The 14,816-nt window shown below is 63.0% G+C and carries 14 protein-coding genes; 6 read left to right on the top strand and 8 right to left on the bottom strand.

Features of this window, described 5'->3' with window-relative positions; all coding sequences use genetic code 11:
- Positions 1 to 180: 180 nt before the first annotated feature.
- Positions 181 to 264 (bottom strand): H-NS family nucleoid-associated regulatory protein, encoded by an 84-nt coding sequence (locus HH213_RS30665; RefSeq protein ID WP_371875712.1) that lies wholly within the window; start codon positions 262 to 264, stop codon positions 181 to 183.
- A 472-nt stretch (positions 265 to 736) separates the two neighbouring features.
- Here HH213_RS30665 and HH213_RS11065 point away from each other — a divergent pair, with 472 nt between their 5' ends.
- The 6 genes from HH213_RS11065 (at position 737) to katG (ending at position 8,048) form a co-directional block, all read left to right on the top strand.
- Positions 737 to 952 carry a cold-shock protein gene (locus HH213_RS11065; protein WP_110846023.1) on the top strand — a complete coding sequence of 72 codons (216 nt, stop codon included), beginning with the start codon at positions 737 to 739 and terminating at the stop codon, positions 950 to 952.
- 253 nt (positions 953 to 1,205) lie between these two features.
- On the top strand, positions 1,206 to 2,015 hold the full coding sequence (locus tag HH213_RS11060; protein WP_169112282.1) for a helix-turn-helix transcriptional regulator: 810 nt from the start codon (positions 1,206 to 1,208) through the stop codon (positions 2,013 to 2,015).
- Positions 2,016 to 2,107: 92 nt separating this feature from the next.
- Positions 2,108 to 3,505: an NAD-dependent succinate-semialdehyde dehydrogenase gene (locus tag HH213_RS11055; RefSeq protein ID WP_110846021.1), complete on the top strand. Its 1,398-nt coding sequence runs from the start codon at positions 2,108 to 2,110 to the stop codon at positions 3,503 to 3,505.
- A 15-nt stretch (positions 3,506 to 3,520) separates the two neighbouring features.
- Positions 3,521 to 4,630, top strand: coding sequence for an alkene reductase (locus HH213_RS11050; RefSeq protein ID WP_169112281.1), 1,110 nt, complete (start codon positions 3,521 to 3,523; stop codon positions 4,628 to 4,630).
- A gap of 13 nt (positions 4,631 to 4,643) precedes the next feature.
- Complete coding sequence (locus HH213_RS11045; protein ID WP_169112280.1) at positions 4,644 to 5,723, top strand: FUSC family protein; 1,080 nt, start codon at positions 4,644 to 4,646, stop codon at positions 5,721 to 5,723.
- A gap of 102 nt (positions 5,724 to 5,825) precedes the next feature.
- A complete protein-coding gene (katG, locus tag HH213_RS11040; RefSeq protein WP_169115100.1) occupies positions 5,826 to 8,048 on the top strand; it encodes a catalase/peroxidase HPI in 2,223 nt (740 codons plus the stop codon).
- On the opposite strand, the gene HH213_RS11035 is transcribed toward katG, so the two are convergent.
- The 7 genes from HH213_RS11035 to HH213_RS11005 all read right to left on the bottom strand — a co-directional run bounded on the left by HH213_RS11035 (position 7,988) and on the right by HH213_RS11005 (position 14,786).
- The gene (locus HH213_RS11035) at positions 7,988 to 9,214 is read right to left on the bottom strand and encodes an MFS transporter (protein ID WP_217363508.1); all 1,227 of its coding nucleotides are present in this window, start codon (positions 9,212 to 9,214) and stop codon (positions 7,988 to 7,990) included. The genes katG and HH213_RS11035 overlap by 61 nt on opposite strands.
- A gap of 23 nt (positions 9,215 to 9,237) precedes the next feature.
- Positions 9,238 to 10,668, bottom strand: coding sequence for an aldehyde dehydrogenase family protein (locus tag HH213_RS11030; RefSeq protein WP_169112279.1), 1,431 nt, complete (start codon positions 10,666 to 10,668; stop codon positions 9,238 to 9,240).
- On the bottom strand, positions 10,665 to 11,813 hold the full coding sequence (locus HH213_RS11025) for an alkene reductase (RefSeq protein ID WP_110846662.1): 1,149 nt from the start codon (positions 11,811 to 11,813) through the stop codon (positions 10,665 to 10,667). Before HH213_RS11025 ends, HH213_RS11030 begins: the two co-directional genes overlap by 4 nt.
- A gap of 61 nt (positions 11,814 to 11,874) precedes the next feature.
- On the bottom strand, positions 11,875 to 12,555 hold the full coding sequence (locus tag HH213_RS11020) for a type 1 glutamine amidotransferase domain-containing protein (protein ID WP_169112278.1): 681 nt from the start codon (positions 12,553 to 12,555) through the stop codon (positions 11,875 to 11,877).
- Between the two features lie 109 nt (positions 12,556 to 12,664).
- On the bottom strand, positions 12,665 to 13,273 hold the full coding sequence (locus HH213_RS11015; RefSeq protein ID WP_110846014.1) for a TetR/AcrR family transcriptional regulator: 609 nt from the start codon (positions 13,271 to 13,273) through the stop codon (positions 12,665 to 12,667).
- A 56-nt stretch (positions 13,274 to 13,329) separates the two neighbouring features.
- The gene (locus HH213_RS11010) at positions 13,330 to 14,166 is read right to left on the bottom strand and encodes a PhzF family phenazine biosynthesis protein (protein ID WP_169112277.1); all 837 of its coding nucleotides are present in this window, start codon (positions 14,164 to 14,166) and stop codon (positions 13,330 to 13,332) included.
- A gap of 17 nt (positions 14,167 to 14,183) precedes the next feature.
- The gene (locus tag HH213_RS11005) at positions 14,184 to 14,786 is read right to left on the bottom strand and encodes a TetR/AcrR family transcriptional regulator (RefSeq protein ID WP_169112276.1); all 603 of its coding nucleotides are present in this window, start codon (positions 14,784 to 14,786) and stop codon (positions 14,184 to 14,186) included.
- Between the last annotated feature and the right edge of the window lie 30 nt (positions 14,787 to 14,816).

Genomic DNA, 14,816 nt, shown 5'->3' with positions numbered 1-14,816 from the left:
CGGGGCGAAATCGCTATCTGGTTGTACTCAGCATTTCTGTGAATCTAAGTACGCCAACAATAATCGCTGAAGCAACGAAGTCATTCTGCACTCGCCCCATGTTGGGATCGTGCGGCCGCTGCTAACAGCCAGCTCTATCTTTGCCGTCAGCCGTCGGCAAAGACTAAGAAAACGCCAGCTTTACTTAATCCTAAATGCCTCTTTATCTTTACCTGCCAACCAGAGAGGTGCCCGGCCGCGGCCAGACCATTCGGCGCCGCTCACTGGGTCCCCTGAACTGGGGCGCACCTGGAACACGTGCTGCGGCAACACCACTCTTTGCTCCCTTAGATAAGTCAGCGATGGTCAAACCATACTCATCCATGATGCTTTTGATTTGAGCTTTGGCGTTTGCAATTTCATTCTGACGTGCTGCGTCCGCTTCCTTTTGAAGTGCTGCAATCTGGGCTTTGTAGTCTGCATACGAGGTCATGAGAACTCCGAATTGTAATCAATGCCGCAATCTATCATCTCGTACCGCGCGTGGCGGGTCTTAAAAAGAAATAAATATAAACTTAGGTGATTCCGTTAAACCCATGTATATTGATTCCTGTACTTGCATCAAGTCGTAATTTTGTTGGTCTCAAATCCGCATGGCTGTCCTCTAGTCGTTCTGCTTTCTCTCCTACGGTTTTAATTCTTGGTTTCAAGTGCCTTTACGGCGTTCTTGCCTATATTTACAACTAAAGGAAAAATTATGAGCACTCAACAAACAGGTACGGTCAAATGGTTCAACGATGCCAAGGGCTTCGGCTTCATTACCCCTGATGCAGGCGGCGACGATTTGTTCGCGCACTTCCAGGACATTCAGTCCAACGGTTTCAAAAGCCTGGCCGAAAACCAGCGCGTCTCATTTGAGCGCAGCACCGGTCCAAAAGGCGAAAAAGCCGGCAATATTCAAGTGATTAGCTAAAAGTTTGTCATGGCCCGATTCTAACCGGCCGTAGACACCTGGCAGATAGCCTTGGTCTAGGGAAGATGGTTTAATCGCCGGCCATTTATTTTAATGAGATCGATAGAAGTTTCTGAATAATATAGACACGCTTATTTAAGCCCGCGATGACGCGGGCTTTTTTTTTGCGTTGATGCGGCGTCGGCATCTCCCACGCAGGCTCAAAATATCCGACAATATGGCGGGAAATTTGAACTCACAGGAAAAGCGCGATATGTCCAGCAGGCCTACATCCGAACAACGTCACGAATTTGGCAGTTTCCTGTCCAGCCGCCGCGCGCGCTTGCAGCCGGCGGAGTTTGGTCTTCCCGACGGGCCGCGCCGCACGCCGGGCTTGCGGCGCGAGGAGGTGGCGGTGCTGGCTGGCGTCAGCGTCAGCTGGTACACCTGGCTGGAACAGGGCCGCGATATCCAGCCTTCGGCGGACGCGCTGCGGCGCATCAGCAAGGTACTCAAGCTGGACCGGGTGGAGTCGGCTCATTTGTATGCGCTGTGTGGCCTGGAAATGCCGGCCGCCGCTCCCGCCGCTGGCATCAGCCCCGGTCTGGAAATGCTGGTGCGCGCCATCAATCCGATTCCGGCCTATGTCCGCAACGCCCAGCTCGACATCCTGGCGTGGAACGATGCGATCGCCGAGTTGTTTGTCGATTATGGCTCCTTGCAGCCGCATGAGCGCAACACGCTGCGGCTGCTGTTCCTGTACATCCCCTACCGCACCCTGATTCTCGACTGGGAGCAGATGGCGCGCGGCATGATCCACACCTTCCGCGCCTCGCGCGCGCAGGCGCAGGACAAGGCGCCGTTCGACCGCCTGATCGAAGAGCTGTCGGAGTTGAGTCCGGAATTCCGCGCCTGGTGGCCGGATACCGAGGTCAAGGGCTTCGACGAGGGCAGCAAGCGTCTCAAGCACCCTATCAGCGGCCACATCGATTTCACCTATGTGGCGCTGACGCCGGAAGGCCGGCCGGACCTGTCGCTGGTGACCTACATCCCCCGCCACGCTGCCAGTGACCCGCAGTCATAGGATAACAACACGCCTTCTTGCCCCCGTCGGACCTGCCTACACTGACTGTCATCGCAGCAATTGTGCTGCCCTAACCGTCAGGAGTAGTCACGATGTCCAACCAACAAATCCCAGCCGTCGCCACTTCGCGCAACCCGGCCACCGGCGAACTGATCGCCACCTACGCCTACCAGACCGCCAGCGAAGTCGAGCGTCTGCTGACCGCCAACGCCGCCGCTTTCCGCCTGTGGCGCGCCACGCCGATGCGCGAGCGCGTCGCCGCTTACCGCCGCCTGGCGACCACACTGCGCGAGCGCAAAGACGTGCTGGCCGCCATCATCACTGCCGAAATGGGCAAGACCATCGGCGCTGCGCGCGGCGAAGTGGAGAAATGCGCCGCCACCATCGACTGGATCGCCGATAACGGCCCGGCCATCCTGGCTGACGAACCAGTTGTCGTTGAGGGCGACGATCAGGTGCATGTGTCGTATCTGCCGATCGGTACCGTACTGGCGGTGATGCCGTGGAATTTCCCGTTGTGGCAAGTAGTGCGCGCCTCCGGCCCGATCATGTTGTCCGGTAACGGCTTCCTGCTCAAGCATGCGCCGAACGTCATGGGCTCGGCTTATGCGTTGCAACAGGCGTACGACGATGCCGGCTTCCCGCCAGGCCTGTTCGCGAATCTGGTGGCCGACAACGACACCGTGGCGCGCGTGATTGAAGATCCGCGCATCGCCGGCGTCACGTTGACCGGCAGCATGCGTGCCGGTTCCGCCGTCGCCGCCACCGCTGGCAAGGCGCTCAAGCGCAGTCTGCTGGAACTGGGCGGCGCCGACGCCTTCATCGTGCTGGCCGACGCCAATATCGACCTGGCCGTCAAAGCCGGTATCGAAGCGCGTTTCCAGAACGCCGGCCAGGTGTGCCTGGCGGCCAAGCGCTTCATCCTCGAACAGCCGATTGCGGAAGAATTCACCCGCAAATTCATCGCCGCCGCCAAGCTGATCAAAGCCGGCGATCCGCTCGATCCAGCCAGCACCATCGGGCCGATGGCGCGCAACGATCTGCGCGCCGAGTTGCACCAGCAGGTCGAACGCACCATCGCGGCTGGCGCCAAGCTGGCGCTGGGCGGCAGCATCGTTGACGGCCCGGGCAATTTCTACCAGCCGACCGTGCTCACCGATGTGCAGCCCGGCATGGCCGCGTTTGATGAAGAGACCTTCGGCCCGGTCGCCGCCATCACCGTCGCCGCCAACGCCGAACACGCGATCGAATTGGCCAACACCAGCGACTACGGCCTCGGCGGCAGCCTGTGGACCAGCGATGTGGCACGCGCGCAGCGTATCGCCCGCCGCCTGGAAACCGGTGGCGTGTTCATCAACGGCTATCCCGCCACCAACGCCCGCATTCCGGTCGGCGGCGTCAAGAAAAGCGGTTACGGACGCGAGCTGTCGCACTTCGGCTTGCGTGAATTCACCAACGCCCAGGCCGTGTGGGCCAAGATCGTCGACTGAACAGGAGCGGACATCATGCAAACCATCAGCCCTATTCTGCAGCCCGTCACCCTTGGCGGCCTGCGCCTGAAAAACCGCATCGTCATGGCGCCGATGACGCGCAGCCGCGCCGACGACGCCGGCGTGCCGCCCGACTACGCGGCCGATTACTACGCGCAGCGCGCCGACGCCGGCTTGATCATCACCGAAGCCACCAACATCTCGGCGCAGGCACGCGGCTATCCGCGCACGCCGGGCATCTGGACCGAGGCCCAAGTGGCCGCATGGCAGCGCGTGACTGCAGCGGTGCATCGCCGCGACGGCAAGATCTTCCTGCAACTGTGGCACACCGGCCGCATGTCGCACCCGGACATGCTGGCCGGCGCGCTGCCGGTGGCGCCGTCGGCGATCCGGCCGGAAGGCCAGATTCGCGTGCATGACGGCATGAAGGATTTCGTCACGCCGCGTGCGCTGGAAACCGCCGAGATCGCCGGCATCGTGGACGATTATCGCCATGCCGCCATCAACGCCAAGGCGGCCGGCTTCGACGGCGTCGAGATCCATTCGGCCAACAATTATCTGCTGGAGCAATTCGTTCGCGACAGTACGAACCACCGCACTGATGAATATGGCGGTTCGCTGGAAAACCGCCTGCGCTTGCCGCTGGCGGTGGTCCGCGCCGTGGTGGAGGTCTGGGGTGCGGAGCGGGTCGGTATCCGCATCTCGCCGGTGACCACCACGCCCGGCAACACGCCGCTCGACAGCGACACCATGGCCACGTTTGGTGCCTATGTCGATGCGTTGTCCGGACTGGGGCTGCTGTACATCCACGACATCGAAGGCGTCACGCAGCTGAGTCGCGAAGCCGACGACGACATCAGCTTTGCGGAACTGCGCCAGCGCTTCAGCGGCGCCTACATCGCCAACAACCAGTACACGCTGGCGCTGGCCGAGCACACGCTGGCGGCGGGCGATGCCGACCTGTTCAGCATCGGCCGGCCGTTCATCGCCAACCCGGACCTGATCCAGCGCCTGGGTAACGGCGCGCCGCTGGCGGAAGCGCCCAAGCAATACTGGTATGGCGGCGACGCCACCGGTTATTCGGATTGGCCGGCCATGGCGGCCAGCATGGCCGCAGCCGACTGACACCGAGACCAGCATGAGGCCACACCGCCATCAACCCGACACTGGCCCGCGCGCGCTGCTTGCCGAGCTGTGGCGAGATTTCGCGCCATGGCCTGCGGTGAGCCTGCGCCTGGCCGACGAAATCATCTGCCTGGCGTCGGTCTTGCTGGCGATTTTCTGGTCCCATCTGCTGGACGTCGGCAATGTCGGCTGGGCCGCGTTCAGCGCCTACATGGTGATCCGGACCTCGTTTGCAGACAGCCTGTGGCGCGGCGGCTTGCGCGTGCTGGGCACGGCGGCCGGCGTGGCGCTGGCCTGGCTGCTGGCGCCGCACCTGATGCGCGCCACCGCCCTGCTCAGTCTCGCGCTGGCGCTGGGCGGCGCCGTCACGCTGTATCTGGCGCTGCTGGACCGGCGCGGTTATGGCTGGCTGATCGCCGGGCTGTCGTTTGCCATGGTGCTTGTGGACGGCATGCAGCACCCGGACCAGTCGCTGGGCCAGTTTGCGCAAGCGCGCTTGCTGGAAGTCTGCGTCGGCACCGGCGCGGCGGTGCTGGTCAGCGCGCTGGCCATGCTGGCGCTGCCGCGCACAAGCACGCCACCCGCGCCGGAGACCGCCGCGCCGCAATGCCGTCAAGCTGCTTTTCTTCACGCGCTGCAAGGCGGCATCGCGCTGGCGCTGATTCCCTGGGTATGGCGCGTGTTCCACCTGCAAGCGCTCAGCCAGAGCAGCATCACCATCATGGCCGTGATGATGGTGCCGATGGCGGACCTGGCCGCGCTGGAACAGCCGGCCGCGACCCGGCTGCGCCATCGGCTGGCCGGCGCCGGCATCGGCGGCTTGGTGGCCACGGCCGTGCTGCTACTGAGTCACGCGTCGCCGCTGATCATGACGCTGGCCGCCTGCATCGGCGTCATGGTCGGCCGGCATATTGAAAACGGCAAGTTGCCGATCACCTACGCCGGCACCCAGTTCGCGCTGGCCTTCCTGGTAGTGCTGGTGCCGGACGGCGGCCCCGACGCGGCGCTGGGCGCCGAGCGCCTGGCCGGCATATTCCTCGGCATGGCGCTGCTGGAACCGGTGCGGCTGTTGTTCCAGCGATTTGCGCGCTAGCCCCCTAATTGGGTATGTCGGGTACTCATCCTAAGTGGGTATGACGAGGCTGCGGAACTGGTTAGCATGGGGGTTTCCCCTTACCACTTCCAGGAGCAAGCGATGAGCAACAACGAGAGTGCGGCCAAATGCCCGTTCACCCAGGCCAACGGCGCCGGCACCACCAACCGTGACTGGTGGCCCGATCAACTGCGCCTGGACCTGTTGCATCAACACTCCGACAAATCCGATCCGATGGGCGCGGCATTCGACTACGCCAAGGAATTCAACAGCCTCGACCTGGCCGCCGTCAAACGCGACCTGACAGCACTGATGACCGACTCGCAGGACTGGTGGCCGGCCGATTTCGGCCACTACGGCGGCCTGTTCATCCGCATGGCGTGGCACAGCGCCGGCACCTACCGCAGTGGCGACGGTCGCGGCGGCGCGCGCCGTGGCCAGCAACGCTTCGCTCCGCTCAACAGCTGGCCCGACAACGTCAACCTGGACAAGGCACGCCGCCTGATCTGGCCGATCAAGCAGAAATACGGCCGCAAAATCTCGTGGGCCGATCTGATCATTTTGACCGGCACGGTCGCACTGGACAGCATGGGCTTCAAGACGCTGGGTTTTGGCGGCGGCCGCGTCGATACCTGGGAACCGGATCAGGACGTCTACTGGGGCCGTGAAAAGACCTGGCTCGGCGGCGACCTGCGCTATGCCCATGGCAGCCCCGGCGTGGAGAAGGAAGGCGCCGTGCTGGTGTCCGATGACAAGGCCGACGGCGATATCCACAGCCGCATCCTGGAAAACCCGCTGGCCGCAGTGCAGATGGGCCTGATCTACGTGAATCCAGAAGGTCCGGACGGCAATCCCGATCCGTTGAAGGCCGCTTACGATATCCGCGACGTCTTCGGCCGCATGGGTATGGACGACGAGGAAACCGTGGCGCTGATCGCCGGCGGACACAGCTTCGGCAAAACCCATGGCGCCGGGCCAACCGACAACGTCGGCCCGGAACCGGAAGCGGCCGGCATCGATGCATCGGGCCTGGGCTGGCACAGCAAGTTCGGCAGCGGCCACGGCAACGACACCATCAGCAGCGGGCTGGAAGTGACCTGGACCAAGACGCCGGTTCAATTCAGCCACGATTTCTTCGAGCATCTGTTCGGCTACGAATGGGAACTCGGCCAAAGCCCGGCCGGCGCGCACCAGTGGTTCGCCAAGGATGCGGGCGACCTCATCCCGCACGCGCAAGGTACGGGAAAACAGCGGCCAAGCATGCTAACCACCGATCTGGCCTTGCGTGTCGATCCCGTCTACGAAGGCATCTCGCGTGACTTCCTGGCCAATCCGGACAAGTTCACCAAAGCCTTCGCGCGCGCCTGGTTCAAGCTGACCCACCGCGACATGGGACCGAAAACGCGCTACCTGGGGCCGGATGTGCCGGCCGAAGATTTCATCTGGCAAGACCCGGTGCCGCCGCTAGCCCATCCCGTGATCGACGCAGCGGACATCGCGGCGCTGAAGGCCAGCATCCAGGCCACCGGCCTCAGCGTGGCGGAACTGGTCAGCACCGCCTGGGCGTCCGCCTCCACCTATCGCGGTTCCGACCTGCGCGGCGGCGCCAACGGCGCGCGCATTCGCCTGGCGCCGCAGAAGGACTGGGCCGCCAATCAGCCGCAGCAGTTGAGCAAGGTGCTGGCCACGCTGGAGGAAGTGCAAAGCGCCTTCAACCAGGGCGGCAAGCAAGTCTCGCTGGCGGACCTGATCGTGCTGGGCGGTGCAGTGGGCATTGAAACGGCGGCCGGCCACACGCTGACGGTGCCGTTCACGCCCGGCCGCACGGACGCCACGCAGGAGCAAACCGACGTGGCGTCGTTTGAGTTCCTAGAGCCGTACGCCGATGGCTTCCGCAACTTCCAGAAAACCCGCTACGTCGTGCCGGCCGAAGCCCTGCTGGTGGAGCGTGCACAACTGTTGACGCTGACCGCGCCGGAAATGACGGTGCTGGTGGGCGGCCTGCGTGTGCTGGGCGCCAACGCGCCAGCATCCGCCAGCGGCGTGTTCACCGCCAAGCCCGGCGTACTGAGCAACGACTTCTTCGTCAATCTGCTCGACATGGGTACTGTGTGGAACGCCACCTCAGCGGCAGCAGACAGCTTCGAAGGCCGCGACCGCAAGACTGGCGCCGTCAAATGGCAGGCTACGCGCGTCGATCTGGTGTTCGGCTCCAATGCCCATCTGCGGGCGTTGGCCGAAGTCTATGCCAGCGCCGATGGCGATCAGAAGTTCGTCGCCGATTTCGTCGCCGCCTGGGTCAAGGTGATGGAACTGGGCCGGTAAGGCTGCAAGAACGGCGTGATGGCCAGCATGGCGGCGCCGACCGCGGCGATCAGCCACAGCGACGGTTGGAAGCTGCCGCTGGCGTCACGCAGCTGGCCTACCAGCAAGGGGCCAGCTGCGGCGATGACGTAGCTGACCAGCAGCACAAAGGCATTCCAGGCGTTGGCTTCGTCGGCATTGGCGGCATTATCCAGCGGCAAAGTCATCGCCAGCGTGAACGAGCCGCCGGTGCCGAAGGCAATCAGCACCACCGTCAGCCACGGGCAAGCGGTGGGCGAGACCAGCATCAGCAGATTGCCGGCCAGCGCGATGCCGGCGCTGATGGCCAGCGGCACGCGCCGGTCCTCGTTGCGGCTGAGGAAGCCGAACACGGGATTGGCCACCATGAACGCCAGCGTAAAGATTGCCAGTATCAGGCTGGCGCTGGCGGCATTACGGCCATATTCCACATACATCGGCGCCAGCCACGAGATGTAAGCGTAAAAAATGAAGTTATTACAGGCGAAAAAAAGGGCGATCAGCCAGGCGGTGCGATTGCCGATGGGCATGGCGTAACGCTTGGCGGTCGCGGTCTGCCGCGCTTTGGGCGTGCCGCTGGCGACCAGCAGCCAGGCGGCCAGCGCCACCAATCCCGATACCATCCAGACGCCGGCGCCAACGCGCCAGCCATCGAAACGCGCGGCGATCGCGCCGGTGACGAGTGCCGACATACTGCTGCCGAGCGCCAGCGCGGTGGCGTAGATGCTCATCACCATCGCCACGCGCGCCGGATAGCTCTCCTTGATAAAGCCGGCAATCAGCGTGCCGGCCACCGCAATGCCGGCGCCGATGCCGGCAGTGGCCACGAACAACAGCGTCGCCGAGCCGGCAAATGCCCGCAGCAGGCTGGCCGCAGCCAATAGCGCCAGTGCGATCAGGATCATGCGATCCCGGCCAACGCGGCGCGCCAGCCACGGCGCCGGCAAAGCCAGCAAACCCATCAGCAAGGTCGGAATCGCCGTCAGCAGGGAAGCCTGCGTATGCGACAAGCCGAATTGCGCGATGATTCTCGGCAGTAGCGGGCCGATGGACACGATGCCGGGCCGCAATCCCAGCGCCACCAAAACGATACAGACGAGGGCGGCAAACATGGAGAGCACACGGCGCTCGCCAGTCTGGATCGTCATGGGAAAGGCGCTTGTCGTCATGATTATTTGTGGATCAGGAGGGTTTTAGGATTGGTGAACAGCTGGCGGCCCTCGTTGCCGTGTTCGGTGCCCAGGCCCGACTGCTTGTGGCCGCCGAACGGGATGTCCACACCTTGCGTATGGATTTCGTTGACCCACACCATGCCGGTCTCCAGACGGTTTGCCACGGCCACGGCGGCCTTGGTATCGCGTCCCCATACCGAACCGCCCAGGCCGTACGGACTGTTGTTGGCGCGCGCGATGACATCCTCGACGTCGTCGTAGACGATGATCGGCACGATCGGTGCGAACTGTTCTTCCTGCACGATCTTGGCGTCCTCAGGCGGATTGTCGACCACGGTGACGGGAATGAAGTAGCCGGGACGGCTGTCATCGATTTCGCCGCCCAGCACCACCTTCTGGCCGTTGGCTTTGATGTCGTCGAGGAAGGTGCGGACTTTATCGAACTGCATCTTGTTTTGCACCGGGCCGACCGTCACGGCAGGGTCGAGGCCATCGCCCATTTTTTGCAATTTGGCGTAGTCGACAAACGCTGCGACGAATTCCTGGTGGAACGAGCGGTGGATGTACAGGCGCTTGATGCCCACGCACCACTGGCCCGAGTTGCCGATGGCGCCCCAGAACAATTGCGGAATGGCGGCCTGCCAGTCGGCGTCCGGCAACACAATGGCAGCGTCGTTGCCGCCCAGTTCCAGCGTCAGGCGCTTCATGGTGCCGGCGGCGGAACGGATCACGTGCTTGCCGGTTTCGGTCGAGCCGGTAAAGCTGATCTTGGCGATGTCCGCATGCGCCGTCAGCTGCGGGCCGAGTTCGTTCCCGCCCGCAACCACGGACAACACGCCCGGCGGCAGCACGGATTGCGCGATCTGGCCGAAGCGCAGCGTCGACAGCGGCGTGAACGGCGACGGTTTGATCACCATGGTGTTACCGGTAATCAGCGCCGGCGCGACTTTCCACAAAGCCAGCAGCACCGGGAAATTCCACGGCGTGATGGCGCCGATTACACCCAGCGGCGTGTGATGCAGCTCGACCACGTGGGCATCGGTTTCCTCGACGATTTCCACCGGCAGGCGGCGCGCGGCAATCTGGCGTATCCACGAAATCGACTGGTCGACCTCGGGTTCGGACATGGTCTTCAGCGGTTTGCCTTGCTCCAGCGTCAACAGCCGCGCCAGCTCGTCGCGATGTACTTGCAGCGCATCCGCATAGGCATTCAGATAGGACTGGCGCTCTTCGTAGCTCAGTTGCGACCAGCTCTTGAAGGCGGTCTTGGCGGCGGCGATCGCCTCCTCCAGCTGTTCCGCGCTGGCGGCCGGCGCCTGTGCCAGCACTGCGCCGGTGGCCGGGTTGAACACGTCAAACGATGCTGCGGACGTCGCCAGCTTGCCGGCGATGCTTTGGTAGTAAGGACCGTCAAAAATGTTTTTGTTCATGGTGAGACCTCTTCGTTGTTGGTTGCTGCAAACACGGGGTAATCGGTAAATCCTTGCGCGCCGCCGCCATACAGCGACGCCGCGGCGAGTGGGTTGAGCGGCCAGCCGTTGGCGATGCGCGCCGGCAGGTCGGGGTTGGCGATGAACGGGCGGCCGAAGGCGATCAGATCGGCCAGTTGGGCTTCGATCAGGCGCGCGCCGCGTTCGGCGGTATAGCGGCCGGCGTACAGAATGTGTCCGCTAAAAGTGCTGCGCACGTCGCGGCGGAAGGCTTCCGGCAGATCGGGGGCGTTGTCCCAGTCCGCTTCCGCAATCGACAGATAACCAACGCCGGCCTGCTCCAGAATCTTGATGGCTTCGATGTAGGTGGTGTGCGGATCGTCTTCGACCAGGCCGATGTAGACGCGGTCCTGATCGGTGCCGGTGAACAGCGGCGTAAAGCGCACGCCCAGCCGTTCCGGGCCCACCACGGCGGCCACGGCCTGCACGATTTCGCGCAGGAAACGCAGCCGGTTGTGCAATGACCCGCCATATTCATCGGTGCGCTGATTGGCGTGCGCCGAAATAAACTGGTTGACCAGGTAGCCATTGGCGGCATGGATTTCGACACCATCAAAGCCGGCGTCGAGCGCGTTCTGCGCTGCCTGTGCATACAGCGCGACCAGTTGCTGGATATCGTCGCGGCTCAGTTCGCGCGGCATTGATGGTTCCACCAAAGTGCCCGCGCCGTCCGAGGTTGCGATAAACGCCTTCACTTTTTGCGCTTGGATGGCGGACGGCGCAATCGGCGCCTGGCCATCCGGCTGCAAGGCCGTGTGCGACACGCGGCCCACATGCCACAGTTGCGCGAAGATGATGCCGCCCTCCGCGTGCACGGCGTCGGTGACCTTGCGCCAGCCGGCGATTTGTTCCTGGCTGTAGATGCCCGGCGTCCAGGCGTAACCTTGGCCGCGTGGTTCGATCTGCGCGCCTTCGCTGACCATCAAGCCGGCGCTGGCCCGTTGCCGGTAGTACAGCGCCATCAGATCGGTCGGTACATCGCCGGGCTGGGCGGCGCGTTGGCGCGTGAGCGGCGGCAGGACGATGCGATTTTTGAGGATATGCCGCCCCATGGTGGTCGGCGTCAGCAGTGCTTGGTGGTTCATCATTTACCTCGGTAGTAGGCGGGCTTGCCGGCGCGGTCGATCACCGCGCCGGCACAGCGGGTCAGGCGATTTGCTTGAGCAGCAGGGCTGCGGCAGCGGACGACGAGGCCGGGTTCTGGCCGGTGATCAGCAGGCCGTCGCTGACGACATACGAGCCCCAGTCCGGACCTTGCGAATACACGCCGCCGTTGGCCTTCAGGACGTCCTCCACCAGGAACGGCACCACATTGGTCAGGCCGACAGCTTCCTCTTCGGTATTGGTGAAACCGGTCACTTTCTTGCCTTCGACCAGCGGACGGCCGGCCGGCGTTTTGACGTGACGCAGCACACCTGGCGCATGGCAGACCAGCGCCACCGGCTTGTTGGCGGCCAGGAAGGATTCGATTAGCTGGATGGAGTTCTTGTCTTCCGCCAGATCCCACAGCGGGCCGTGGCCGCCTGGGTAAAACACGGTGTCGAAATCGGCCTGATTGACCGAGTCCAGACGCACGGTGGCGGCCAGTTGCGCGGTCGCGGCGGCGTCTTGCTCGAAGCGGCGCGTCAGATCGGTCTGGAACGACGGCTCATTGCTTTTCGGGTCCAGCGGCGGCTGGCCGCCCAGTGGCGAAGCCAGCACCACTTCGACGCCGGCATCCTTGAAGGTGTAGTACGGCGCGGCCAGCTCTTCCAGCCAGAAGCCGGTTTTACGGCCGGTGTCGCCCAATTGGTCGTGCGAGGTCAGAACCATCAAAACTTTTTTCATGATATTTCTCCAGAGGTAAGTAAAGGTAAATAAGCTGCTACTATTAGACCAGTCGTCTATAACTGGGGCAAAAAAAAGCATTTCGTGTGAAATGCGTGTCATCGTTCCCTTAGTGCTGGGGCAGATGAAGGATTTGGTGCGTGGTGTTCATTGCGGTCGTGAATGGCGCAACGTCGCGTTCAATCTTGACCATGACGCTGGTGCCCAGCCACAACTGATACAGGCTGTGTGCGGTGCTGTCGGCATCGGCGGCGATGCTCAGCGAGCCTTCAGCCACCCCTGCTTCGATCGCGGCTGCCAGCCGGCGCACAATGCCGCTGGTGCCGCGCTTGATCGACAGGCGCATCGCTTCCGACAAGTCCGCCACTTCGGCCGCCATTTTCACGGCCAGGCATTTGCCTTGGCAATCGAAAAACGACTGCGTCTGACGCCAGACTTCAAAGTAGCTGATCAGGCGCTGGGCCATGTTCATGCCGGGCTGCGCCAGCGTCACATCCAGCTCTGCCAGATAGTCATCGAAATAGGTGTCGAGTAGCGCTTCGCCGAACGCGTCCTTCGAACCAAAGTAATGGTAGAACGATCCCTTGGGCACACCGGCGCCGGTCAGGATTTCATTCAACCCGACCGCCGAGAAGCCTTTCCCAGCCATCAGGCGTTGGCCCGTGGCGAGAATGGTCGCTCGTACATCGTTGGTTTCGGAAGTGGTTGTCGTGTTCATGGACTTCACTATAAACACAATTAGACTAGTCGTCTAGTAAAATCTCAGAAATATTTTCAGCAATTGATTTGACCATCGATGATGGTGACGGACTGGCCGTAGATCCATGGCTCGTCGTTTTCATAGACCACCGTGACCCGGCCATCGCGGCCGAGTGCAGTACCCTGGCGCACGCGGTAGCCCTCGCCGGGCTGCAAGCGAGCGATGCAGGCGTTGGCGCTGCCGGTTACCGGGTCTTCCAGCAACAGGCCGTTTTCCAGCAGGAAGGCGCGCACCTCGTAATCGGCCGGGCCACCGGTGGCGTGCGGGGCGTAGAGGGCGACGCCGTTGCAGCGGGTTAGCTGCATCAATTCATCCAGCGCCGAGGCATCTGGTGCGACCGATAGACACTCGGCCACCGTTTCCAGACGAACGATCAGCCAGCAGATGCCCATGTCGGCCGCCACCGGCGCATGCCTTGGCGCGACGCCCAAGGCGCGGTGCAGCAGCGGCAACTGGGCAGCGTTCATCTCCTCAAACCGCGCTGGTGGCGCGCGGAATCCCAACGCGCCGTCATCGGCAATACGCACCGGCACCAGTCCGACACCGCACTCCTGAATCAGCACGCCTGGCGTCTTCGGCTGCCGCCCGGCCTGCAACAGCGCATAGGCCGTGCCCAAGGTGGGATGGCCGGCAAACGGAAATTCTTCCTGCGTGGTGAAGATGCGCGCCCGGTAATCGGCGGCGGGATCGGTGGGCGGCAGCACAAAGGTGGTTTCGGACAAATTGGTCCAGCGCGCAATCGCCTGCATCTGATCACTACTGAGTCCGTCGGCATCGAGGATGACGGCCAGCGGATTGCCTTGAAACGGAACGGCGGAGAAAACGTCTACCTGTTTGAAACCACGGGACATACCAGTTCCTTAAGTCGTTACAACACGCTGAGGTAGCCGCGCACGGCGCCACCAATTCGTTCCACCAGCTGCGCCGGCTCAACGTTGCCACGGCGTCCGGCGGCATCGGTGAGCGCGCTGATCAGCTCCATCAGGTCTTCCGCCACCAGCTCCGGCGCGGCTGCATCGCGGCCGAGAAACTCAACCAGCGCCGCGCGCATCGTCATCCGGTTGCCGGACGGCGGCATTATTGCAGACAAACGATGCTGCTCAAAATCGAGCAAGGCCGCCAGCGCTGGCCGGCGTAATTGATGGCGCACCGCGACCTCGATCAGCTGCTGCAAGGCCGCCTGGCGGTCAGCCAGCTTGAGCGCCTGCATCGCCTCATCGACCACCCGCGCCATCTCGCGCTCGATCAGCGCGACCGTCACCGCATCCTTGGTTGGAAAGTATTGATACAGCGAGCCGATGCTGACGCCCGCCTTGGCGGCGATGGCGTTGGTTGTGTATCCCTCAAGTCCGTGCCGCTCCAGAATGTGAGCAGCCGCCGTCAAGATGGCTTCAACGGTTTGCGCGGAACGGGGCTGGGACGGGGCTTTGCGGGGTTGCAAGCGGGCCGGTTTGGAATGCGAGTTGTTCATGTGAGCTAATGCTCATATCATTTTTACTCC

Source organism: Duganella dendranthematis (genome assembly GCF_012849375.1).
Lineage (GTDB): Bacteria > Pseudomonadota > Gammaproteobacteria > Burkholderiales > Burkholderiaceae_D > Rugamonas > Rugamonas dendranthematis.
This window is presented reverse-complemented; position numbering and strand designations above follow the sequence as displayed.

Excerpts from the sequence above, each read along its gene's own strand:
- katG (WP_169115100.1), top strand. The coding sequence starts at position 5,826 with ATGAGCAACAACGAGAGTGCGGCCAAATGCCCGTTCACCCAGGCCAAC.
- HH213_RS11025 (WP_110846662.1), bottom strand. The coding sequence starts at position 11,813 with ATGAACCACCAAGCACTGCTGACGCCGACCACCATGGGGCGGCATATC.
- HH213_RS11020 (WP_169112278.1), bottom strand. The coding sequence starts at position 12,555 with ATGAAAAAAGTTTTGATGGTTCTGACCTCGCACGACCAATTGGGCGAC.
- HH213_RS11015 (WP_110846014.1), bottom strand. The coding sequence starts at position 13,273 with ATGAACACGACAACCACTTCCGAAACCAACGATGTACGAGCGACCATT.
- HH213_RS11010 (WP_169112277.1), bottom strand. The coding sequence starts at position 14,166 with ATGTCCCGTGGTTTCAAACAGGTAGACGTTTTCTCCGCCGTTCCGTTT.
- HH213_RS11055 (WP_110846021.1), top strand. The coding sequence starts at position 2,108 with ATGTCCAACCAACAAATCCCAGCCGTCGCCACTTCGCGCAACCCGGCC.
- HH213_RS11050 (WP_169112281.1), top strand. The coding sequence starts at position 3,521 with ATGCAAACCATCAGCCCTATTCTGCAGCCCGTCACCCTTGGCGGCCTG.
- HH213_RS11045 (WP_169112280.1), top strand. The coding sequence starts at position 4,644 with ATGAGGCCACACCGCCATCAACCCGACACTGGCCCGCGCGCGCTGCTT.
- HH213_RS11030 (WP_169112279.1), bottom strand. The coding sequence starts at position 10,668 with ATGAACAAAAACATTTTTGACGGTCCTTACTACCAAAGCATCGCCGGC.
- HH213_RS11005 (WP_169112276.1), bottom strand. The coding sequence starts at position 14,786 with ATGAACAACTCGCATTCCAAACCGGCCCGCTTGCAACCCCGCAAAGCC.
- HH213_RS11065 (WP_110846023.1), top strand. The coding sequence starts at position 737 with ATGAGCACTCAACAAACAGGTACGGTCAAATGGTTCAACGATGCCAAG.
- HH213_RS11060 (WP_169112282.1), top strand. The coding sequence starts at position 1,206 with ATGTCCAGCAGGCCTACATCCGAACAACGTCACGAATTTGGCAGTTTC.
- HH213_RS11035 (WP_217363508.1), bottom strand. The coding sequence starts at position 9,214 with ATGACGATCCAGACTGGCGAGCGCCGTGTGCTCTCCATGTTTGCCGCC.